We start from the raw sequence: 23,141 nt of genomic DNA on the forward strand, positions 1-23,141 counted from the left end.
CATTTTGGTTATTTGATATTTCCATCATTTCTTTAATTGTTAAGATGGGGGTCGCTACCTTAATAACCCATCCAACTTTGTACCGCACCAAATCGGCATTGGCGCCAGCGACCTGAACAAGGAAAAAGTATCACAATGACTAATCCGGTTTCTCCGACTTCGCTATTTCCTCTAAGCGCGGATCAACTTGCGCGCCTGCAGGCGGCAACCGGTGACTTCTCACCCACCCAGCTTGCCTGGTTATCCGGTTATTTCTGGGGGATTTCTCAGCAGCCCGCGGGCGTTTCTACCAGCGCAATGGCGACAGCCGGCACCCCCGCCGCTGCGGCGCCTTCATCGATTACGCTGATCTCGCGTCTCAGACGGGGAATGCGCGTCGGGTCGCTGAACAGACTCGGGATGATCTGCTGGCTGCGGGGTTGCCAGTTACGCTCGTCAACGCGGGCGATTACAAATTTAAGCAAATTGCTCAAGAAAAACTGCTCGTCGTTGTGGCATCGACGCAGGGCGAGGGCGAGCCGCCGGAAGAAGCCGTGGCACTGTATAAGTACCTGTTCTCCAAAAAAGCGCCGACCTTAGAAGGCACCGCATTTGCGGTCTTCGGCCTCGGGGACTCCTCGTACGAGTTTTTCTGCAAAGCCGGTAAAGACTTCGACGGTCGTCTGGCGGAACTGGGGGCGGAGCGCCTGTTAGATCGTGTGGACGCTGACGTGGCGTTCCAGCCAGACGCAGAGCAGTGGCGGCAACGGTTGACGGAAACGCTGAAGTCTCGCCATCAGGCGCAGGATGCGGCTGCCGTTCAGACGGCGGCAGTGGGCGCGCTGGATGAGATTACCGCGAGTCCGTACGGCAAAGAAACGCCTTATACCGCGGCGCTGTCGGTCAATCAAAAGATCACCGGTCGCGGCTCGGACAAAGACGTGCGTCACCTGGAAATTGACTTGGGCGAGTCGGGTCTGCGCTATCGTCCCGGCGATGCGCTGGGCGTGTGGTATGAGAATGACCCGGCGCTGGTCGAGGAATTACTAGGACTGCTGAAACTGAAAGGGGATGAAACGGTGACGGTGTCCGGTAAGACGCTGTCGCTCGCCGAGGCCCTGCAACGGCATTTTGAGCTGACGCAAAACACGGCGCCATTGGTAGAGAAATATGCCGGGTTGTCGGGGGATAAAGCACTCCAGGGGCGGGTCGGAGACAAATCCGCGCTGCAGCGGTACGCGCAGCAGACGCCGCTGGTGGATATGGTGCGCTCGGCGCCCGCCGAACTGACGCCGGAACAGCTGGTCGGTTGGTTGCGTCCGCTGACGCCGCGCCTTTACTCCATTGCCTCATCTCTGGAAGAGGTCGGCAACGAAGTGCACATCACCGTCGGCGTCGTGCGCTATACCCATGAAGGGCGCGAGCGCACCGGCGGCGCCTCCGGTTTTCTGGCCGATCGGCTGGAAGAGGACGGCGACGTCCGCGTCTTCATTGAGCATAACGATAACTTCCGTCTGCCCGCGGACCCGAATACGCCGGTCATCATGATTGGTCCGGGGACGGGCATCGCGCCGTTCAGGGCCTTCATGCAGCAGCGTGAAGCGGAGGGCGCCGGGGGTAAAAACTGGCTGTTCTTCGGCAATCCGCACTTTGTGGAAGATTTCCTGTATCAGGTAGAGTGGCAGCGCTACATCAAGGACGGGTTGCTGACCCACATCGATTTGGCCTGGTCGCGCGATCAGGAGCACAAAATTTACGTTCAGGACCGCCTCCGTGAAAAGAGCGCGGAAGTCTGGCGCTGGATCCAGGATGGCGCGCACATTTACGTATGCGGCGATGCCAACCGCATGGCGAAGGATGTCGAGCAGGCGCTGTTGGCAGTGATTGCCGAGCAGGGCGGGATGGATGCCGAACAGGCGGATGAATTTTTAAGCGAGCTGCGGCTTGAGCGGCGCTATCAGAGAGACGTGTACTAATGAGCGAGAGATATTCTGGCCCGCTGGTGGTAGAAGGCAAACTCACCGATGCGGAGCGTCTAAAACAGCAGAGCAACTTTCTGCGCGGCACCATCGCAGACGATCTTAACGATGGCCTGACCGGTGGCTTTACCGGCGACAACTTTCTGCTGATCCGTTTTCACGGCATGTATCAGCAGGACGACCGCGATATTCGCGCCGAGCGCGTCGCGCAGAAGCTCGAGCCGCGTCATGCGATGATGCTGCGCTGTCGCCTGCCGGGCGGCGTCATGACGCCGAAGCAGTGGTTGGCGATCGACGCTTTTGCTAAGGCCAAGACGATCTACGGCAGTATCCGTATTACCAACCGTCAAACGTTCCAGTTTCACGGCATCCTGAAATCCGACCTGAAATCGGCGCACCAGTTGCTGCATGATGTGGGGCTGGATTCACTGGCCACGGCGAACGATGTCAACCGTAACGTGATGTGTACGTCCAATCCGGCCGAGTCAGCGCTGCACCAGCAGGCGTACGACTGGGCGAAGAAGATCTCTGAGCATCTGTTGCCGCGTACTCGCGCTTATGCCGAGATCTGGCTCGATCGGGAAAAAATAGCGACGACGGACGAAGAGCCGATTCTGGGATCGAACTACCTGCCGCGAAAATTCAAAACCACGGTGGTGATCCCGCCGCAGAACGACGTGGATCTGCATGCGAATGACCTGAACTTTGTCGCCATCGCCGAAAACGGCCGCCTGGTCGGCTTCAACGTGCTGGTGGGCGGCGGATTGTCCATCGCTCACGGCGACAAGGCAACCTACGCGCGCACCGCCAGCGAGTTCGGCTATATCCCCGTCGAGAAGACGCTGGCCGTGGCGGAAGCGGTAGTGACCACCCAGCGCGACTGGGGTAACCGCACCAACCGTAAGAATGCCAAGACCAAATATACGCTGGAGCGCGTTGGCGTCGATACGTTCAAACAGGAAGTGGAACGTCGGTCCGGCGTGACGTTCGAAGAGATCCGTCCGTATGAATTTACCGGCCGCGGCGACCGTATCGGCTGGGTCAAAGGCATCGATAACAAGTGGCACCTGACGCTGTTTATCGAAAATGGCCGCATCCTGGACTATCCAGGCCGGCCTTTGAAAACCGGGCTGAATGAAATCGCGAAAATCCACAAAGGGGATTTCCGCCTGACGGCCAATCAAAACTTGATTGTGGCGGGCGTGGCCACGCGCGATAAAGCGAAAATTGAAGCGCTGGCGCGCGAACACGGGCTGATTGACGATGCGGTCAGCGAGCAGCGTAAAAACTCGATGGCCTGCGTTTCGCTGCCGACGTGTCCGCTGGCGATGGCGGAAGCCGAACGTTTTCTGCCGCAGTTTGTCACAAAAGTAGAAGGGATCATGCAGCAGCACGGCGTCGGCGATGAGCACATCGTGCTGCGTGTCACCGGCTGCCCTAACGGCTGCGGCCGTTCGCTGCTGGCAGAGATCGGCCTGGTGGGTAAAGCCATCGGCCGTTACAACCTGCATCTCGGCGGCAACCGGGAAGGAACGCGCATTCCGCGTATGTACCGGGAGAATATCACCGAAGCTGACATCCTCAGCGAAATCGACCAGTTGGTAGGGCGTTGGGCGCAGGAGCGCGAAGCGGGCGAAGGATTTGGCGATTTCGCCATTCGTGCCCACATCATCAAACCGGTGCTCGACCCCGCTGTCGATTTCTATGACTAAGAGGAGAGCCTGATGTCTGCACTCATTCTGGATGCGCTCAACGCGTTGCCGAAGCAGGAACAAGAGGCTGAGCTTGCGGAAATCAACGCCGAGCTGGAAAGCCTTTCCGCCGAAAACCGAATCGCCTGGGCGCTGGAAAACCTGCCGGGTGAGTTTGTCCTGACGTCGAGCTTTGGTATTCAGGCGGCGATTTCACTGCATCTGGTGACTCAGCAGTGTCCGCGGATCCCGGTGATCCTGACGGATACCGGCTACCTGTTCCCGGAAACCTATCAGTTCATCGACAGCCTCACCGACCAGTTGAATCTGAACCTGAAGGTGTTTCGCGCCGCGCTGTCGCCAGCGTGGCAGGAAGCGCGCTACGGCAAGCTGTGGGAGCAAGGCGTAGAAGGTATCGAACGCTACAACCAGATGAACAAGGTTGAGCCGATGAACCGGGCGCTGCAAGAACTTGGCGCGGGGACCTGGTTCGCCGGACTGCGCCGCGAGCAGTCGAGCAGCCGTGAATCGTTGCCGGTGCTGTCTATGCAGCGCGGCGTATTCAAATTCCTGCCGATCATCGACTGGGACAACCGACAGGTCCATCAGTACCTAAAGGCCAATGGCCTGAGCTACCACCCGCTGTGGGATCAGGGCTATCTGTCGGTGGGTGATACCCATACCACCCGCAAGTGGGAGCCGGGCATGAGCGAAGAAGAGACGCGCTTCTTCGGTCTCAAGCGCGAGTGCGGTTTGCATGAAGGTTAACCCACAGCCCTTCTCCAGAGGGGCTTTCTTTCGTGACGACGAGACTTCAACCGCCTTCTGTTTTAGGGCCGACAAAACCACCTTCAACCTGATGTGTCGTCACTCTGAGTGAGCGCCGCGATTGAGATGCGAGGAGAAAAATTCATCGGGTATCGCCGTGATGCCCCCGGCGTGGCGTGATATTTTTACCGCTGTTGGCTGAATGGAGCGGTGTAGGGTGTCTGAGAGGAAGAAAATGTGGCGGCGAGACATCGACGACCGAGAGGGCGTCTGGCAGGGATTAGCGCTGGAAAGTCCTTCCGGCCAGCGATCGGCGGGAAAGCTGCAACTGCTTGTGGGCGAGCAGGGTAGGGCGCGGGCGATTTGCGGAGATGAAACCTTATTCTGGGCGGTGATAGCGGAGAATGGCGCCGAGGCTAGCGTACTTTGTCCTCGCAAAGCGATCGGCCAGCGTTCTCTGCTCCCCCCGATTCGCTCCGCCGACGTCATGCGGGCGCAAGCCGTGCAAACGTCCACCGCGCGTCAGGCTGCGTGGTGTCGCTTCTTTGCCGAGTGCTTGCTCTCTTCGCCTCAACCGCTGCTGAACAGCGGCCAGTGGCTGCTGCGGCCTATGTCGTATGTGGTGCCCGCCGCGCCGCGCGGAACTCAGCCGCAGCCGATAAATGCGTGGCGGTTTATCGCTCCTCAGGCCGCGGGCGACTATTGTCCTCGTTGGGATCTGTTCGGCGAAGACATCCCGGATTTGTCCGCGTCAGACGCGGTGTTTCTTATTGATCGCTGGTGGGAAAGCACGCAGTTACTGCCGCTGTCTGTGGTCGACCCGGCCTCGTCGCGGGTGAAGTGGTGGCGGAAGAAGGCACGGGAAAGAACGTTGCCTCCCATTCTGCTGTGGTTTGTCTCCGGGCTGGGCGCCTATGTGATTTTAGATGGGCATTCGCGGTTGCAAGCCGCGAGAGATGAAGGTGTACCACCGCTGTTTATCGTGTTGAGCGGCCTATATCACCAACGCTGGAAACCGGATGCAGAACAGCGACAGCGGGTGGTTGATGCGCTGGCGCGTCAGCAGCGGTCAAATCCTGCGCTGAATCAGGATGCGATAAACCAGACGTTAATCAATGCTTATGATGACCGTGGCGTGCTGGCCGGAGTGACTTATAGTCGAGTGGCGTCGCTGGGCGATGCTTGGCAACGGGAGGTAAAAGCGTATCTGCTTGTTCATCAGCTGACGGAACATTTGGGCAGTTTCGGTATACCCGATTGAGTCCCAATCCCCCATTTAGGGGCGTGAATACGCTTTTTACCGCTTATCGAGTGCTTCTTTATTCCATTACGGAACTTATCATGCGAATTCGGCATTTCATTACGCTTACCCCCTCGTTTTATAGTCCCATTATCACTTTTTTATCTTAGTAAAGGCATCTGTGAACTATCTCCCTGTATTCGCCGATCTACGGCAGCGCCCCGTGCTGGTGGTGGGCGGCGGCGAAGTGGCCATGCGTAAAATCACGCTATTGCTGCGGGCGGGCGCAGAGGTCCGGGTGGCGGCGCGCGAACTGTGCGCCTCGCTTGATGCTTTGCATCAGGCCGGAAAGGTGGTCTGGATTGCCCGTGAGTTCAGCCCTGAACAGCTGGACCCGGTGTTCCTGGTTATTGCCGCCACCGATGATGCGAAGCTCAATGAAACGGTCTCAGCGTCCGCGGATCGTCGGCAAAAGCTGGTCAACGTGGTCGACGATCAGCCGAAGTGCTCCTTTATTTTTCCGTCGTTGATTGATCGATCACCGCTGATGGTGGCGATCTCGTCCAGCGGGACGGCGCCGGTATTGGCGCGACTGCTGCGTGAAAAGCTGGAGGCGCTACTGCCCTCTCGCTTAGGACAGATGGCCGAGCTGGCGGGCCAGTGGCGTACTCGTATTAAACAGCAACTGCCGACGATGACAGGCCGACGCCGATTTTGGGAGCGCCTGTTCGACAGTCGTTTTGCTTCATTGGTGACGTCGGGAAAATTGACCGAAGCCGAGGACGCGCTGGAAAAACAGCTGATGGAGCCGCAGAGCCTGCAGGGCGAGGTATCTCTGGTGGGCGCGGGACCGGGCGATGCTGGCCTGCTGACGCTACGCGGTCTACAGGTGATCCAGCAGGCGGACGTCGTGCTGTACGACTATTTGGTGAGCGCGGACGTGCTGGAACTGGTTCGACGCGACGCCGAGATGATTTGCGTGGGCAAACGCGCCAGCGCGCATCTGATGCCGCAGGACGAGATTAACCGGCGGCTGGTGACGTTGGCGCAGCAAGGCAAACGGGTCGTTCGCCTGAAGGGCGGCGATCCTTTTATTTTTGGTCGGGGCGGCGAGGAATTGCAGCACGTGGCCAAGGCGGGCATTCCCTTCCAGGTGGTGCCGGGGGTGACGGCGGCGGCGGGCGTGACCGCGTACGCGGGGATCCCGCTGACCCATCGCGACTATGCGCAAAGCGTGGCCTTTATTACCGGACACCATCGCGTAGACGGCAAAGCGCCGGACTGGTCTACGCTGGCGCGCGAGCGGCAAACGCTGGTGATTTACATGGGGACGATGAAAGCCGCGGATATCAGCCGTCAGCTGATAGAAAACGGACGATCCGCTGCAACGCCGGTCGCCGTGATCAGCCGCGGCACGTGCCGGGATCAGCAGGTGCTGACCGGCACATTGCAACAGTTAGAACCGCTGGCGCAGCAGGCGGCTACACCGGCATTGCTGGTGATTGGCGAGGTGGTGAATTTGCATGAGCAAATCGCCTGGTTTGGAGATCATTCGCGGGTGTCGGCCTCAGAACGTCGGCCAACAGTGGTGAATTTGGCTTAAGGTACGATTTTATGGACGAGAAAAGACTGACGCATCTGCAACAGCTTGAAGCAGAAAGTATTCATATCATTCGCGAAGTCGCGGCGGAGTTCAGTAATCCGGTGATGATGTATTCCATCGGTAAAGACTCCTCGGTCATGCTGCATCTGGCGCGCAAGGCTTTCTATCCCGGCACGCTGCCGTTCCCGCTGCTGCACGTCGATACCGGCTGGAAGTTTCGCGAAATGTACGAGTTTCGTGACCGGACGGCCGAGGCTTACGGCTGCGAACTGCTGGTACACCGAAACCCGGAAGGGGTCGCGATGGGGATCAACCCGTTCGTGCACGGCAGCGCGAAGCATACCGACATCATGAAGACCGAGGGGCTGAAACAGGCGCTGAACAAGTATGGCTTTGATGCCGCCTTCGGCGGCGCGCGGCGCGACGAAGAAAAATCGCGCGCCAAAGAGCGTATCTACTCGTTCCGCGACCGCTTCCATCGCTGGGATCCGAAAAACCAGCGACCCGAGCTATGGCGCAACTACAACGGTCAGATCAACAAGGGGGAAAGCATCCGCGTGTTCCCCCTGTCTAACTGGACGGAGCTGGATATCTGGCAGTACATCTTCCTCGAAAAAATCGACATCGTGCCGCTGTATCTGGCCGCAGAGCGCCCGGTGGTCGAGCGTGACGGTATGCTGATGATGGTCGACGACGACCGCTTCGAGCCGCAGCCGGGTGAAACCATCACTCAGCGCATGGTGCGTTTCCGCACGCTAGGATGTTGGCCATTGACGGGCGCGGTTGAGTCGCAGGCGCAAACTCTACCGGAGATCATCGAAGAAATGTTGGTCTCCACCACAAGCGAGCGTCAGGGACGGGTGATCGACCGCGATCAGGCCGGGTCGATGGAGCTGAAAAAGCGTCAGGGATATTTCTGAGGAGTGGCAGCATGAATCACGATATAGCACAACAGATCGCCGAGCAGGGCGGAGTCGAGGCCTATCTGCTTGCACAACAGGACAAAAGCCTGCTGCGCTTCCTGACCTGCGGCAGCGTTGACGACGGTAAAAGCACTTTGATCGGCCGTCTTCTGCATGATACCCGTCAGATCTACGAAGATCAGCTTTCCACGTTGCACAATGACAGCAAACGGCTGGGAACACAGGGTGAAAAGCTGGATTTAGCTTTGCTGGTCGACGGCTTACAAGCTGAGCGCGAACAGGGGATCACCATTGATGTCGCTTACCGCTATTTCTCTACCGAGAAGCGCAAGTTCATCATTGCCGACACCCCGGGGCATGAGCAGTACACGCGTAACATGGCGACCGGCGCATCCACCTGTGAACTGGCGATTCTGCTGATCGATGCCCGAAAAGGCGTGTTGGATCAGACGCGCCGTCATAGCTTCATCGCCACCCTACTGGGCATCCGTCATCTGGTCGTGGCGGTCAACAAAATGGATCTGGTCGACTATCAGCAGTCGGTCTTCGAACAGTTTAAGCAGGACTACCTGGACTTTGCGCAGCAGCTACCGGCGGATCTCAACGTGACCTTCGTCCCGCTCTCCGCGCTGGAAGGGGATAACGTGGCGACGCCCAGCACCCAGATGAGCTGGTATAGCGGCCCTACGCTGCTGGAAGTGCTGGAGACGGTTGATGTTGCGCCGCACAGCCTGTCCCAGCCGCTGCGCTTCCCGGTGCAGTATGTCAACCGACCCAACCTGGATTTCCGCGGCTATGCGGGCACGGTGGCGTCCGGTGTGGTCCACGTCGGCCAACGCGTCAAGGTGCTGCCTTCCGGCGTTGAGTCGGCCATCGCTCGCATCGTGACGTTTGACGGTGATGTGCCGCAGGCACAGGTTGGCGAAGCGGTGACGCTGGTGCTGGAAAAGGAAATCGATATCAGCCGCGGCGATCTGATCGTCGATCATGCGGAAACGCTGGAAGCGGTGCAGAGCGCGCAGGTGGATGTCGTGTGGATGGCGGAACAGCCGCTGGTCGCGGGGCAAAGCTACGACATCAAAATTGCGGGCAAAAAAACGCGGGCGCGCGTGGAAAATATTCAGTATCAGGTCGAAATCAATACGCTGACTCAACGGGTGACCGAATCGTTACCGTTGAACGGCATCGGGCTGGTGGCGCTGACCTTCGACGAACCCCTGGTGCTGGACCGCTATCCGCAGAACCACGTCACTGGCGGGATGATCTTTATCGACCGTCTGAGTAACGTCACGGTGGGGGCGGGTCTGGTGCGAGAAGGCATCGAACGGACCTATGAAGAGCCCGGCGCTTACAGTGCGTTTGAGCTGGAGCTGAACGCGTTGGTGCGGCGCCACTTCCCGCACTGGGGCGCGCGCGATCTGCTGGGGGGGAAATAAGGTGTCCGACTCATCATCCCTGCCGCCAGCCAATGAGAACGTGGTTTGGCATTCTCACGCGGTGATGCGTGCGGATCGTGAGCGTCGTCACGGCCACCGTGGCGCGGTCATCTGGTTTACCGGGCTGTCCGGCTCGGGAAAATCGACGCTGGCAGGGGCGCTGGAGCAGGCGCTGCACGCTGCTGGCGTCAGCACCTATTTGCTGGACGGCGACAACGTTCGGCACGCCTTGTGTCGCGACCTGGGATTTACGGACGACGACCGGCGCGAAAATATCCGTCGCGTCGGGGAGGTGGCCAAGCTGATGGTAGACGCCGGCTTGGTTGTTCTCACCGCGTTTATCTCGCCGCATCGCGCCGAACGGCAGATGGTGCGCGACTTGCTGGAAGAACGTCAGTTTATCGAGGTGTTCGTGGACACGCCGCTGGCGGTGTGCGAAGCGCGCGATCCCAAAGGTCTCTACAAGAAAGCCCGCGCCGGCGAGCTGCGCAATTTCACGGGTATTGACGCGATCTATGAAGCGCCTGAGCAGCCGGAAGCGCATCTCAATGGAGAACAATTAGTAACAGATTTGATCGCGCAACTGTTAGCGATGCTGCGCCGTCTGGCTATCATAGACGCTTAACACTCTTGTCAAGCGTTGCCAAAACGCGTTGTGCCGGGAATACGAGCCGAATGGGAAAAACTGTCCAGCGTGTTACGCTATTGCCGCATCGCCAGATCCATCCTCCTTCACAGGACACGCCGGTGTCATACCCCAGCCTGGGGGCGATAGCCGGCTTCTGCTTCTACTGGTTGGCGTTTGCGCTCACTTTCTTGTTGTATGGTCTTGATGCCACGCGGCTGCTGATGCTCTATACCTGGCCCCTGTTTCTGGCGTTGCTGCTTCTCTGCGTCATGGTGGGTGTGCTGTTCGGCCTGCTGTGGCAGCGGCGGGTATTGCCCATGCTCCTGTGCTGCGGCGGTTCCGTGCTGTTCTGCTTCTGGCTGGTCTTCTCGGTAATTTCGGGCTGGTAGGCTATTATTCATAGCCGGACGGCCTCTGCGCCGGACTTCCGGTACCGGGACCTCGCTCCCTTTTGACGCGTAGGGTCTGGTGTTCTGGAGTGCCTGTGCCGAATTGTCTTCAGCAATTGCATCCGCACAGTGGAGTCCTGATAAAAGTTATGGGATGATTAGGCGGCTTTTCAGGGGGCGGGATGGGAAAACTTACGCTGTTATTATTGGTCATTCTAGGCTGGCTGCAGTATTCGCTTTGGCTTGGAAAAAACGGTATTCACGACTTGGTGCAGGTGAAGGATGGCGTTGCCGTTCAGCAGGCTAGCAATGCCAAGTTGAAATCCCGTAACGAACTGCTTTTCGCCGAAATCGACGATCTCAATGGCGGGCAGGAAGCGATCGAAGAGCGCGCTCGTAACGAACTGAGTATGATTAAACCCGGTGAATCCTTCTATCGTCTGGTGCCAAACCAGTCGGGCCATCAGACCAACTCGACCTCTACGTCCCCTCAATCTTCCTCTTATCCGACCCCACGCTAGGTATGCTGACTCTGAAGGATGACCCATCTGAGGTGATTGCCGTGCTGCCTGCCGCCGGAAACGGCAGCAGAATGCAGACCGATCGCCCGAAACAATATTTGAATATCGGTAACAAAACGATTCTGGAACATACGGTGGACGCGCTGTTTCAGCATCCGCGTATCCGTAAGGCCATTATCGCCATCAGCCCCGATGACGACGACTTTCAAACGCTGCCGTTGGCCTCCGATCCTCGCATTCAAATCGTCCAGGGCGGACGTCAAAGGGCCGACTCCGTGCTGGCCGGTCTGCAGCAGGTTCAGGACGTGAAATGGGTGTTGGTGCATGATGCAGCCCGTCCATGCTTGCATCCAGACGATTTGGCTCGCTTGCTGGAACTGACTTCGCAAAGCGACGTTGGCGGTATTTTGGCTGCGCCAGTGCGAGATACTATGAAGCGCAGCAACGCGCAGGGCGCTATTGAACACACGGTCGAGCGAAACGCGCTCTGGCACGCCCTGACGCCACAGCTATTTCCTTTTATGCTGCTGAAAAACAGTCTGGAACGCGCGCTGTCCGAAGGGGCGGAGATAACCGATGAAGCGTCGGCATTGGAGTTTTGCGGTTACCATCCCCAGATTGTCAGCGGACGGGCGGATAATATCAAAGTCACCCGCCCGGAAGATTTGGCCCTGGCGGAGTTTTATCTGACTCGTAACCTTGAAAATCAAACTATTGTATAAATAAAGGAGCGTGTGCGATGCGTATCGGTCACGGTTTTGATGTCCATAAATTCGGTGGCGAAGGCCCGCTTGTACTCGGTGGAGTGAGAGTTCCCTACACTCAAGGTTTGCTTGCGCATTCCGACGGCGACGTGGTGCTGCATGCAGTCACCGACGCGCTGCTGGGCGCCGCCGCGCTTGGCGATATCGGCAAACTGTTTCCGGATACCGATCCTGCCTTCAAGGGCGCGGATAGTCGCGAACTCTTGCGGGAAGCCTGGCGCCGTATTTCCGAGATGGGGTACAGCCTGGGCAATGTGGACGTGACCATTATCGCTCAGGCGCCGAAAATGGCGCCGCATATTCCGCAAATGAGAGTCAATTTGGCGGAAGATCTTCAGTGCCACATGGACGACGTCAACGTTAAAGCGACCACTACCGAGCAACTGGGATTTACCGGCCGCGGCGAGGGGATCGCCTGTGAGGCCGTGGCTCTGTTGGTGAAAAGCGATGCGTCGGGAGTCGTGGCATGGTAATGGAAACCTCTAATGAGCTCTACTGGATGCACGGTAAGCCTTCCGCAAGCGGCGTATTGAAAGCATCGGCAGAAGACTTTGAGGTGATCGAAGATCTCGGATTCCAGCCAGATGGCGATGGCGAACACATTTTGGTCCGGGTGCGTAAACGCGGCTGCAATACGTCTTTTGTTGCCGAAGCGCTGGCGAAGTTCGCCCGTCTGCCCGCCCGCGCGGTTAGCTATGCGGGGCTGAAAGACCGCCATGCGGTCACTGAACAATGGTTCGGCCTGCATATGCCGGGCAAAGCCGATCCGGACTGGCGGACTTTCGAGCTGGAAGGATGCGAAATTCTGGAAACCGCCCGTCACCGCCGTAAACTGCGTATCGGCGCCTTGAAGGGAAATGCGTTCACGCTGGTGCTTCGTCACATCAGCGACCGAGCGGAAATTGAGACGCGATTACAACATATCTCCGAACAGGGCGTGCCCAACTATTTCGGCAGCCAGCGTTTTGGCCGTAACGGCAATAATCTTGAGCAGGCTCGGCGCTGGGCCAATAATGAGATTCGTGTTAAAGAACGCAGTAAACGCAGTTTTTATCTGTCGGCCAGCCGTAGTGAACTGTTCAACCGTGTCGCCAGCGCCCGTCTGACTCAAAAGTTGGAAAAAACCGTGTTGAACGGGGATGCGCTGCAATTGACCGGTCGCGGCAGCTGGTTCGTCGCACAGCCCGACGAGCTTGAGACGTTGCAACAGCGCCTGGATGCGGGAGAGCTACAGGTGACGGCCCCTATGCCGGGCGATGGCGAAGCGGGTACGCAGGGCGATGCGCTGGCATTCGAGTCGTCCTGTCTGGAAGAGAACGAGCTGCTGCTGTCGCTGCTGCGCCGGGAGCGTCTGGAGCCGGCGCGGAGAGCTGTCTTGGTGACTCCGCAACACATGGCGTGGTCCTGGCAGAATGATGACGTCGTCACCGTGCGTTTCTGGTTGCCATCGGGCTGTTATGCCACCAGCGTCGTGCGCGAGCTGATGCAGGTCGAAGAACAGGCATTTGACAGCGGGATGTAGCGGTATTCGGGCGCGACGGAGAGCACAACGCTGCGGCAGGGGCATGCCTTTGTCCAAGCAGCATAGATAACGTTGATGAGGTTAGCCAAAGCTGGGGTTTGCGGGGAATGGTGAACAAACGCGTGCAGACATTACTGGAACAGTTGAGTCGGCAGGGAATTAAGGATGAACGCCTGTTACAGGCGATGGCCGCCGTACCGCGAGAACGCTTCGTTGATGAAGCTTTTGAACACAAAGCCTATGAAAATACGGCGTTGCCCATAGGTTCTGGCCAGACGATTTCGCAACCTTACATGGTCGCCAGAATGACCGAATTGCTGCGTCTGACGCCCGTATCCCGGGTTCTGGAGATTGGTACGGGGTCGGGTTATCAAACCGCCGTGCTGGCGCATCTGGTGCGGCATGTGTGCTCTGTGGAGCGGATTAAAGGACTCCAGTGGCAGGCTAAACGTCGTCTCAAGCAGCTCGATCTGCATAACGTGTCCACACGGCACGGCGACGGCTGGTTAGGATGGGCGTCTAAAGGGCCTTTCGACGCGATTATCGTTACGGCTGCGCCGCCGGAAATTCCCGCTGCGCTGATGGAGCAACTGGATGAAGGCGGCATCATGGTACTGCCGGTGGGTGAAGAGCAGCAAACACTCAAGGTGGTTCAACGCAATAACGGAGAGTTGATTATTCAAACCGTTGAGGGGGTTCGCTTTGTGCCGCTGGTCAAGGGCGAACTGGCCTGACGCTTTGCGATGATCGCCAGCCCGCCTTAAAATTTCAATACAACTATCTTATGGTACTAATTTGTTGATATTGCTAGCATCAACGAATGGTGCTGTCTCTATGGCCCGTCGAAACCCGTTTTATTCAGAAACGAGGGAGCGCGTTGTTGAGTTTATTCGGAAATGAAAGGTTCCAACTCTCGGCATTTTAGCCAATTTTTTGAGACAGCTGGCGACAATTAACGAGTCAATTTTGGGTCATAGGGGGATTCGGCGCATGGGGAGCCAAATGATGAACTGGCGTCAGCTCGCGGTATGTACGGCAATTGCTCTGGGGTTGGCGGGCTGCGCCGACGGTAACGATCAGCCTGCCTCCATAAGCAGCGTGGGCGATGGTGGCAATGCCTCTGGCCGTAGCGGCGCGATCGCTTCACCGCCACGCCTCTCTTCATCGGCGAATTCACGACCTGCGGCCGTGGTCAGCACGCCGGTCACTTCCGCTTCCGTTAACTCGCAAGGCGGCAAAATCGTTTATAACCGCAGCTATGACGCGATTCCTAAGGGGAGTTATACCGGGAATACCTATACCGTAAAGCGCGGCGATACGCTGTTCTACATCGCCTGGATTACAGGCAACGATTATCGCGAGCTGGCGCAGCGCAATAATATCCCAGAACCCTACAGTCTGAATGTCGGACAGAGTCTGGCGCTGGGAAATAATATGAATACGAGCTCAGCGCAGGGCATAGCGGTTGCCAGCGCGCCTTCAGGCGCAGTCGTAAGCGCGTCCAGTTCGCGCAGCGGTCACATGCTTCCAGCCAATGCGGCGTCAGGAGGAGTTTCACAGGCGCCTGGCAGTACGCAAATACAAACTTCACAGGTTGATTCCACCTCAACTAATGCGTATTCTGCAAATTCGGGTAAACAGAATGTGGGTAAGATGTTACCTGCTACAGGAGCCGCAGTTTCCGCTCCTGCTACCGAACCAACGCCGGTACCTAGCAGCAGTAATGCCGCTATTACTGGTTGGCGTTGGCCTACAGATGGGAAAGTCATTGATAATTTCTCAGCCTCTGAGGGGGGAAATAAAGGGATTGATATCGCTGGCTCACGTGGGCAAACCGTGGTTGCTACCGCCGGAGGGCGCGTGGTGTACGCGGGCAACGCTTTGCGCGGTTACGGGAATCTGATAATCATCAAGCATAATGATGACTACCTGAGCGCCTATGCCCATAACGAAACCATGCTGGTCCGGGAACAACAAGAGGTTAAGGCGGGACAACAAATAGCTACCATGGGTAGCACCGGAACCAGTTCAGTACGCTTGCATTTTGAAATTCGTTACAAGGGGAAATCCGTAAACCCGCTGCGTTTTATTCCGCAGCGATAAATCGGGCAGAGTGCTTCGGTATTCTGCCAAGGGATCACGGGTAGGAGCCGCTTATGAGCCAAAGTACGCTGAAAGTTAACGAGTTACATGAAGATACTGATTTCGACGAGAATGGGCTTGACGTATTTGACGATAAGGCGCTGGCAGAGGAAGAAACCAGTGACAATGACTCTTTAGACGATGAGTTATTGTCACAAGTTAGCACCCAGCGTGTTTTAGATGCTACTCAACTCTATCTGGGAGAAATTGGCTATTCGCCTCTTTTAACCGCCGAAGAAGAGGTCTATTTTGCCCGGCGAGCGTTGCGTGGTGACGTATCATCACGCAAACGTATGATCGAGAGTAACCTGCGGTTGGTGGTGAAAATCGCCCGTCGCTACAACAATCGGGGGCTAGCTTTGCTGGACCTGATTGAAGAAGGAAACCTTGGTCTGATCCGAGCCGTTGAGAAGTTTGACCCGGAAAGAGGGTTCCGCTTTTCAACGTATGCGACCTGGTGGATCAGGCAAACCATAGAGCGGGCGATAATGAATCAAACCCGCACCATCCGTTTACCTATTCACATTGTCAAAGAACTTAATGTTTACCTGCGCACAGCACGCGAGTTATCCCATAAGCTAGATCATGAGCCCAGTGCGGAAGAAATTGCCGAACAGCTCGATAAACCAGTTGATGACGTGAACCGTATGTTGCGTCTGAACGAACGTATTACTTCCGTTGACACGCCGCTGGGCGGAGATTCTGAAAAGGCGTTACTGGATATTCTGGCCGATGAGAAAGACAACGGTCCTGAGGACACTACGCAGGATAACGATATGAAGCAAAATATCGTTAAGTGGTTGTTCGAACTGAATGCAAAACAGCGAGAAGTTCTGGCTCGTCGCTTCGGCCTTCTGGGTTATGAAGCGGCCACGCTGGAAGATGTTGGTCGTGAAATTGGTCTGACTCGCGAACGCGTACGTCAGATTCAGGTTGAAGGACTGCGTCGTCTGCGTGAAATCCTGCAAATGCAGGGGCTCGATATTGAAGAGCTGTTCCGTGCATAGTCGCCACTTATAGTGACGAGAATAAAAAAATGGTGGGGTAACCCACCATTTTTTATGACTGAAACTGGGACGCGATTAACGCACGACCTGCGAGAGCAGGATGTCCACCACCTCACCAGTCTTAATCATCTGTTTCTCACCCTGACGACGGTTTTTGTACTCGATATCATCGTTATCCAGGTTACGATCGCCAATGACGATGGTGTGAGGAATACCAATCAGCTCCATGTCAGCAAACATCACGCCCGGCGTTCTTTACGGTCGTCCATCAATACCTCTACGCCATTGTCGCGCAACTGCTGATAAATGCGTTCCGCCACTTCTTTTACGCGGAAGGATTTATGCATGTTCATCGGCAGAATGGCGACCTGGAACGGTGCAAGCACGTCTGGCCAGATAATGCCGCGGTCGTCATGATTTTGTTCGATTGCTGCGGCTATCACGCGTGAGATACCAATACCATAGCATCCCATCGTCAGCGTCTGGTTACGGCCATCTTCGCCCTGTACCGTTGCCTTCATGGCTTCGGAATATTTTGTGCCGAGCTGGAAGATGTGGCCGACTTCGATACCGCGCTTAATTTGCAACGTGCCTTTACCGTCAGGGCTTTGATCGCCTTCCACCACTTTGCGCAGATCAGCCACCTTCGGTAGCGCAACGTCACGCTCCCAGTTGATGCCGAAATAGTGCTTGCCGTCGATGTTGGCGCCCGCGCTGAAATCGCTCATGCCCGCAACGGTTCTGTCGATGATGACCGGCAAAGACAGATTGACGGGACCCAGCGAGCCTGGACCTGCATTCACCAACGCGCGAATTTCTTCTTCCGTGGCGAAGGTCAGCGGACTCGCAACCAGATCCAGCTTCTCGGCTTTCACTTCGTTCAACTCGTGATCGCCGCGAACCAGCAGGGCAACCAGCGGGTACGCGCTTTCTTCCGTCGCTTTCACCAGCAGTGTTTTGACCGTTTTTTCTACCGGCACGTTGAACTGGTCGACCAGCTCAACGATAGTTTTGGCATTGGGCGTTTCAACCAGCGTCATGTCCTGCGTCGGCGCGGCGCGTTCAACGTTCGGAGCAACCGCTTCGGCAAGCTCAATATTAGCGGCGAAGTCGGATTCGGTAGAAAAGGCGATGTCGTCTTCGCCGCATGCGGCCAGTACCTGGAATTCGTGAGACGCGCTACCACCAATAGAGCCAGTGTCCGCCTGTACGGCGCGGAAGTTCAGACCCATACGGCTGAAGATTTTTGTGTATGCCGCATACAACGCATCGTAAGTTGCCTGCAGTGACTCTTGAGTGGTATGGAAGGAGTAAGCGTCCTTCATCAAGAACTCGCGTGCGCGCATGATGCCGAAGCGCGGACGGACTTCGTCACGGAACTTGGTCTGGATCTGATAGAAGGTTAGGGGTAGCTGTTTGTAGGAGCTGATTTCATTACGCACCAGATCGGTGATGACCTCTTCATGCGTCGGGCCCAGCACGAACGGACGTTCGCCGCGGTCGGCGAAGCGCAGCAGCTCGGGACCATACTGTTCCCAACGACCACTCTCCTGCCACAGGTCCGCAGGCTGAACGACAGGCATCGAAATTTCGATGGCGCCGGCGCTATCCATTTCTTCGCGCACGATATTTTCGACTTTTTTCAAAACGCGCAAACCCGTCGGCAACCAGGTGTAGAGACCCGAGGCGAGTTTACGAATCATTCCTGCGCGCAGCATCAGCTGATGACTGATAACCTCGGCGTCGGCGGGCGTCTCCTTTTGAGTGGAGAGCAAATATTGACTTGTACGCATGGTGTTGTAGTTCCGTAAGAACGATAAATAGCGTGGGCCGAAGGGCCTGAGCATAAATAAAAAGTGGCTTAGTTTACCAGCGAGGAACGTTCCCCAAAAGAGATGCAGACGTTTTTTAACGGGTATCCAGGCATATTACTTCTGTTTGTCCGTTGGTCACTCTCCAACGCACGTTGAATTCCAGTAATAGCGCAGCATATTCCTTCTCATCATGGCTTGTTTTACGGTAGGCCGGACGTGGATCTTGCGCTAATACCTGGGTGATGAAACGGCGTAGCTGCGGGTAACGATCTTGCCATGCAACCAGCTGTTGTTCCGCCAGAGGAGAAAATATCACCGGCATGTCTGCTTCCGGTGCGCAGGGCGCGAAGCCTGCCCGAGCCTGTGGCTGGCTTTCGGCGAAGGGAAGGTAGGGCTTAATGTCGATCACGGGCGTGTCATCCACCAAATCCAGACTGCCGAGTTCCAGCACCAGCTCGTGCTTGTCGACACGCACGCCTTTGAGCTCGACCAAAGACATCCCGATAGGATTGGGACGAAACGTCGAACGGGTAGCGAAAACGCCCATACGCGCGTTGCCTCCCAAGCGAGGAGGACGGACCGTAGGACGCCAGCCTGCAGACGCCGTCTGATGAAAAACGAACAGTACCCATAGGTGGCTGAAGTCGGAAAGCCCGCGCACAGCTTCCTGTTGGTTGTAGGGCGGCAGCAAGCGTAGTTCACCTCCGCCATCTTCAATCAGTCCCGGTTGTCGAGGAACGGCAAACTTCTCTTTATAAGGGGAGCGGATAACACCGATCTGATCGAAGGTAAACTCGTTCATTGAGAGGAGACTTTCAGCGCAGTGCCTTCACAGATAGCTTGGCGATAGCAGCTGTCGACATCGCTCACAATCTGGCACTGATGCAGCAGCACCGCATTCGCTTTCAGGCTGGTCGCCCGGCTTTGTAATCTTTTTCTTGCTGTGGCGATACTCGGCTGAGGATCCTGTGCCGTTGCCTGGCATGAGGAACCAGAGACTTCGCCCATATCATGGAAAGGCTTCCCTACCAGTTCCTCGGCGCTTTTGTACAGTACGGCCGGCGTAGCAGGTGGAGCGGGTCTGGTTTTAGGCGTTGTTTCAATGGTTGACGGTGTCTCGGGCTGGGATGTGGTAGGCGTAGTCGATTTGTGTAGCAGAGAACATCCTGTCAGCGACAGCGATAACATTACAATGGGCAAGGCACGCATAGCTTTTCCTCTGGCTTTCATAAGTGCGCTTATTGAAGCAAGCTATGCGAAAAATAACAAGACGGGCCGAGGCCCGTCAGTAGGATATTTTATCGTTTCATGCAATGGGAAACTTACCAACCTTTGACGGCACCGCCATTAAAAGTTTTCAACGCGGCCTGATTCACTTCATCAGACTGGTAAGCACTGACGAATTTCTTCACATTTTCCGCATCTTTATTGTCTTCACGGGCGACCAGCAGATTGACGTACGGTGAGTCTTTATCTTCAACAAACAATCCGTCTTTAGTCGGCGTCAGATTAATCTGGCTGGCGTAAGTGGTATTGATAACGGCCAAGGCAATCTGGTCGTCATCCAGCGAACGTGGCAACTGAGGCGCCTCCAGTTCTACCAGCTTCACATGTTTCGGGTTTTCGACGATGTCGAGAGAGGTCGGCAACAGCCCAACATTGTCTTTCAGTTTGATCAGCCCCTGTTTTTGGAGTAGCAGCAGGGAACGGCCCAGGTTGGTCGGGTCGTTAGGAATGGCGATTTGCGCGCCGTCCTGCAGTTCGCTCAGAGATTTGATCTTTTTCGAATAGCCCGCGATGGGGTAAACGAAGGTGTTGCCGACGGACACCAGTTTATAGCCGCGATCTTTGATCTGCTGATCCAGATAGGGTTTGTGCTGGAACGCGTTCAGATCGATGTCGCCCTTGCTCAACGCTTCGTTGGGGAGAACGTAATCGTTGAAGGTGACCAGCTCAACGTCCAGACCATATTTGTCCTTGGCCACTTTCTGGGCTACTTCGGCGACCTGCTGTTCGGCACCGACAATGACGCCGATCTTGATATGGTTAGGATCCTTTTCTTCCTGTCCGCATCCTGCCAGCGCCAGAGCACCAACCAATGCGCCTACTGCGGCGATAGATTTCAATTTAATAGCCATATTCCTTACCTCTGCTTAACAGTCTTGTTATCACGCACTTTCAAGGTGCATGGCAATGGAACAATTACTTGCGAGTGACAGCCCGAACTGCGCGATCGCCGCAGAATTGAATGATAAAAACCAACACAACCAACAGTACTAATACCGTATTCATCACCGTGGAGTTATAGCCTACATAACCATACTGATAACCGATTTGTCCCAGGCCGCCGGCGCCTACGGCACCCCCCATTGCAGAATAGCCCACCAGAGTAATCAACGTGATGGTAGCGGCGTTAATCAGGCCGGGCAGCGCTTCTGGCAGCAAGATTTTTTTGATGATCTGCATCGGCGTGGCTCCCATCGCCCGTGCGGCTTCAATCAACCCGCCGGGGATTTCCAACAGCGTATTTTCCACCATACGGGCGATAAACGGCGCGGCACCTACGGTCAGCGGTACGATCGCGGCCTGAAGACCAATGGAAGTGCCGACAATCATGCGGGTAAAAGGAATCATCCACACCAGCAATATAATGAAGGGGATGGAACGAAAGATATTTACGATGGCCGAAAGCGCCCGGTAAAGTTTGGGGTTGGCGATAATCTGTCCCGGGCGCGTTATATAGAGAAGCACGCCGACAGGCAGCCCCAGTACGAAGCCGAAAAAGCCTGAAACCAGGGTCATCACGATTGTTTCCCACACGCCGCGGGCCATTAACCACATCATGGCTTCAGACATAACCGAGTACCTCTATATTTGCGTGGTTGTCTTGCAGGAATTGAATAGCTGCCGTGGTGTCCGCTTCCGTGCCGGCCATTTCCGCCAGCATGATGCCGAACTTAACTCCACCGGCGTAATCCATCTGCGCACTGATAATATTGTTGTTTACGTTGAAGCGCCGTGCGATTTCCGACAGCAGCGGAGCATCAACAGACTGACCGGTAAATTCCATGCGCAGCAGAGGAATACTGCCCTCATGAGGCGTTGGCGTCAGACGAGCGATATAGTCATCCGGAATATCCAGATGTAATGTTGAATGAATGAACTTCTGAGCCAGCGGCGTTTTGGGATGAGAGAACATCTGTCCGACGGTGTCTTGCTCAATCAGACGTCCTTCACTGATAACGGCGACCTGGTCGCAGATGCGTTTCACTACATCCATTTCATGGGTGATCAACAGAATGGTCAACCCCAAGCGGCGATTAATATCTTTCAGCAACTCCAGAATCGCGCGAGTCGTGGCCGGGTCCAGCGCGCTTGTCGCTTCATCGCACAACAGAACTTTGGGATTGCTGGCCAACGCGCGGGCGATTGCGACGCGCTGTTTCTGGCCTCCAGATAGGTTGGCGGGATACACATCGTGCTTATCCGACAACCCAACCAGCTCCAGCAATTCATCGACGCGCTGTTTGATCTTGGCGGACGGCAGACTGTCCAGCTCCAGCGGTAATGCGACGTTACCGAATACCGTCCGGGAAGAGAGCAGATTGAAATGCTGGAAAATCATGCCGATTTGGCGGCGTGCGCGCGTCAATTGGCTATTCGATAACGCCATTAAATCCTGTTCGGCGACCAGAACGGTTCCAGATGTGGGACGCTCCAGCAGATTAATGCAGCGGATCAAGGTGCTTTTACCCGCGCCGGAAGAGCCGATGACGCCATAGATTTGGCCCGCCGGAACGTGCAGCGTAACGTCGTCGAGCGCCGTAATGGCTCGACCGTTTTGCTGAAAAATCTTTGTAATACGAGAAAGTTTTATCATGAGTTCTATCAATAAGGGCCGCGGGCCGATGAATAACACTTACTTATACTGACTATTTGTTGTCGGGATGCTAAGGCGTCTAGACGTCCAAGTCAATCGAGATTGTAACTCTGCTATCATTCTCTCCAGCAGCGAAAACTGCGATACTACGGCGCAATTTTCTCTATCGGGAGCAAAGTAAAGTGGCAACCAGCGTTCCAGCAATTTTTCTCGACCGCGACGGCACGATTAATGTCGATCACGGTTATGTACACGAAATCGATCAGTTCCAGTTCATCGACGGCGTTATCGATGCACTGCGCGAGCTGAAGTCCATGGGATTTGCCTTGGTGCTGATTACCAATCAGTCGGGTATCGCGCGCGGCAAATTTACGGAAGAGCAGTTCATGCAACTGACCGAATGGATGGATTGGTCTTTGGCCGACCGAGGGGTAGACCTGGACGGCATCTATTTCTGTCCGCATCATCCGGAAGGCTCTGAGGAAGAGTATCGCCAGACGTGTGACTGCAGGAAACCACAGCCGGGTATGCTGAAATCTGCCCAAGAGCATCTGCACATCGATATGGCTTCTTCTTATATGGTCGGCGACAAAGTCGAAGATATGCAGGCGGCCGCAGCGGCAGGAGTAGGCACTAAAGTCCTCGTACGCACGGGTAAACCTGTGACGGAAGAGGGAGAAGAACTGGCTGATAGCGTGATAGAGAGTCTGGCAGACCTGCCTAAAGCCATAAAAAGCTTAAAAAACAAGCGTTGAGGCTGAAAAACGCGCGTATAGCAAAAAAGATTAAAAAAGGGGTTGTGCAACCCGGAGAGATCCCTATAATGCGCTCCCACTGACACGGCAAAGCGGACAG

Annotated in this window: 21 protein-coding genes and 2 pseudogenes; 17 read left to right on the forward strand and 6 right to left on the reverse strand. The window is 56.0% G+C overall.

The genetic code is table 11. The features are described from left to right. Window positions 1–135 precede the first annotated feature (135 nt). The 16 genes and pseudogenes from cysJ (at window position 136) to rpoS (ending at window position 16,592) form a co-directional block, all read left to right on the forward strand. A pseudogene (gene cysJ, locus AU511_RS02005) lies at window positions 136–1,955 on the forward strand (NADPH-dependent assimilatory sulfite reductase flavoprotein subunit). After that, window positions 1,955–3,670, forward strand: coding sequence for an assimilatory sulfite reductase (NADPH) hemoprotein subunit (cysI, locus tag AU511_RS02010; protein WP_094108606.1), 1,716 nt, complete (start codon window positions 1,955–1,957; stop codon window positions 3,668–3,670). The pseudogene cysJ and the gene cysI overlap by 1 nt, the downstream one beginning before the upstream one ends. A 12-nt stretch (window positions 3,671–3,682) precedes the next feature. Then, on the forward strand, window positions 3,683–4,417 hold the full coding sequence (locus AU511_RS02015) for a phosphoadenylyl-sulfate reductase (protein WP_094100440.1): 735 nt from the start codon (window positions 3,683–3,685) through the stop codon (window positions 4,415–4,417). 217 nt (window positions 4,418–4,634) lie between these two features. After that, window positions 4,635–5,678, forward strand: coding sequence for a hypothetical protein (locus AU511_RS02020; protein WP_167371985.1), 1,044 nt, complete (start codon window positions 4,635–4,637; stop codon window positions 5,676–5,678). A gap of 160 nt (window positions 5,679–5,838) precedes the next feature. Next, on the forward strand, window positions 5,839–7,260 hold the full coding sequence (gene cysG / locus AU511_RS02025; protein WP_094108608.1) for a siroheme synthase CysG: 1,422 nt from the start codon (window positions 5,839–5,841) through the stop codon (window positions 7,258–7,260). Window positions 7,261–7,271: 11 nt separating this feature from the next. Beyond that, window positions 7,272–8,180 carry a sulfate adenylyltransferase subunit CysD gene (cysD, locus tag AU511_RS02030; protein WP_094108609.1) on the forward strand — a complete coding sequence of 303 codons (909 nt, stop codon included), beginning with the start codon at window positions 7,272–7,274 and terminating at the stop codon, window positions 8,178–8,180. An 11-nt stretch (window positions 8,181–8,191) separates the two neighbouring features. Further along, entirely contained in the window at window positions 8,192–9,619 is a 1,428-nt protein-coding gene (gene cysN, locus AU511_RS02035; protein ID WP_094108610.1) for a sulfate adenylyltransferase subunit CysN, read from the forward strand. A gap of 1 nt (window position 9,620) precedes the next feature. Beyond that, entirely contained in the window at window positions 9,621–10,244 is a 624-nt protein-coding gene (gene cysC / locus AU511_RS02040) for an adenylyl-sulfate kinase (protein WP_094108611.1), read from the forward strand. Between the two features lie 50 nt (window positions 10,245–10,294). Beyond that, on the forward strand, window positions 10,295–10,636 hold the full coding sequence (locus tag AU511_RS02045) for a DUF3561 family protein (RefSeq protein ID WP_094100434.1): 342 nt from the start codon (window positions 10,295–10,297) through the stop codon (window positions 10,634–10,636). 182 nt (window positions 10,637–10,818) lie between these two features. Then, entirely contained in the window at window positions 10,819–11,157 is a 339-nt protein-coding gene (gene ftsB / locus AU511_RS02050) for a cell division protein FtsB (RefSeq protein ID WP_094100433.1), read from the forward strand. 2 nt (window positions 11,158–11,159) lie between these two features. Further along, window positions 11,160–11,879 carry a 2-C-methyl-D-erythritol 4-phosphate cytidylyltransferase gene (gene ispD, locus AU511_RS02055; protein WP_094108612.1) on the forward strand — a complete coding sequence of 240 codons (720 nt, stop codon included), beginning with the start codon at window positions 11,160–11,162 and terminating at the stop codon, window positions 11,877–11,879. 17 nt (window positions 11,880–11,896) lie between these two features. Beyond that, window positions 11,897–12,394, forward strand: a complete 498-nt coding sequence (gene ispF / locus AU511_RS02060) for a 2-C-methyl-D-erythritol 2,4-cyclodiphosphate synthase (RefSeq protein ID WP_026739252.1) — start codon at window positions 11,897–11,899, stop codon at window positions 12,392–12,394. Next, a complete protein-coding gene (truD, locus tag AU511_RS02065) occupies window positions 12,394–13,443 on the forward strand; it encodes a tRNA pseudouridine(13) synthase TruD (protein ID WP_094108622.1) in 1,050 nt (349 codons plus the stop codon). Before ispF ends, truD begins: the two co-directional genes overlap by 1 nt. A gap of 107 nt (window positions 13,444–13,550) precedes the next feature. Beyond that, window positions 13,551–14,177 carry a protein-L-isoaspartate(D-aspartate) O-methyltransferase gene (locus AU511_RS02070; RefSeq protein ID WP_094100430.1) on the forward strand — a complete coding sequence of 209 codons (627 nt, stop codon included), beginning with the start codon at window positions 13,551–13,553 and terminating at the stop codon, window positions 14,175–14,177. Window positions 14,178–14,445: 268 nt separating this feature from the next. Beyond that, a complete protein-coding gene (gene nlpD, locus AU511_RS02075) occupies window positions 14,446–15,546 on the forward strand; it encodes a murein hydrolase activator NlpD (RefSeq protein ID WP_420843432.1) in 1,101 nt (366 codons plus the stop codon). Between the two features lie 53 nt (window positions 15,547–15,599). Continuing rightward, entirely contained in the window at window positions 15,600–16,592 is a 993-nt protein-coding gene (rpoS, locus tag AU511_RS02080) for an RNA polymerase sigma factor RpoS (RefSeq protein ID WP_026739256.1), read from the forward strand. 75 nt (window positions 16,593–16,667) lie between these two features. Here rpoS and proS read toward each other — a convergent pair. The 6 genes and pseudogenes from proS to metN all read right to left on the reverse strand — a co-directional run bounded on the left by proS (window position 16,668) and on the right by metN (window position 22,286). Further along, window positions 16,668–18,385, reverse strand: a pseudogene (proS, locus tag AU511_RS02085) (proline--tRNA ligase). A 115-nt stretch (window positions 18,386–18,500) separates the two neighbouring features. Beyond that, the gene (gene tsaA / locus AU511_RS02090) at window positions 18,501–19,208 is read right to left on the reverse strand and encodes a tRNA (N6-threonylcarbamoyladenosine(37)-N6)-methyltransferase TrmO (RefSeq protein ID WP_094108614.1); all 708 of its coding nucleotides are present in this window, start codon (window positions 19,206–19,208) and stop codon (window positions 18,501–18,503) included. Beyond that, on the reverse strand, window positions 19,205–19,615 hold the full coding sequence (gene rcsF, locus AU511_RS02095; protein WP_094100426.1) for an Rcs stress response system protein RcsF: 411 nt from the start codon (window positions 19,613–19,615) through the stop codon (window positions 19,205–19,207). The genes tsaA and rcsF overlap by 4 nt, the downstream gene beginning before the upstream one ends. A gap of 113 nt (window positions 19,616–19,728) precedes the next feature. Further along, window positions 19,729–20,544, reverse strand: coding sequence for a MetQ/NlpA family lipoprotein (locus AU511_RS02100; RefSeq protein WP_094100425.1), 816 nt, complete (start codon window positions 20,542–20,544; stop codon window positions 19,729–19,731). Between the two features lie 64 nt (window positions 20,545–20,608). After that, entirely contained in the window at window positions 20,609–21,262 is a 654-nt protein-coding gene (locus AU511_RS02105) for a methionine ABC transporter permease MetI (protein ID WP_094100424.1), read from the reverse strand. After that, window positions 21,255–22,286 carry a methionine ABC transporter ATP-binding protein MetN gene (metN, locus tag AU511_RS02110; RefSeq protein WP_094100423.1) on the reverse strand — a complete coding sequence of 344 codons (1,032 nt, stop codon included), beginning with the start codon at window positions 22,284–22,286 and terminating at the stop codon, window positions 21,255–21,257. The genes AU511_RS02105 and metN overlap by 8 nt, the downstream gene beginning before the upstream one ends. A gap of 182 nt (window positions 22,287–22,468) precedes the next feature. Between metN and gmhB the strand changes: the two genes are divergently transcribed. Next, complete coding sequence (gene gmhB, locus AU511_RS02115) at window positions 22,469–23,041, forward strand: D-glycero-beta-D-manno-heptose 1,7-bisphosphate 7-phosphatase (protein ID WP_094108615.1); 573 nt, start codon at window positions 22,469–22,471, stop codon at window positions 23,039–23,041. The last annotated feature ends 100 nt before the right edge of the window (window positions 23,042–23,141 follow it).

This window comes from Lonsdalea iberica, from assembly GCF_002111585.1.
GTDB lineage: Bacteria > Pseudomonadota > Gammaproteobacteria > Enterobacterales > Enterobacteriaceae > Lonsdalea > Lonsdalea iberica.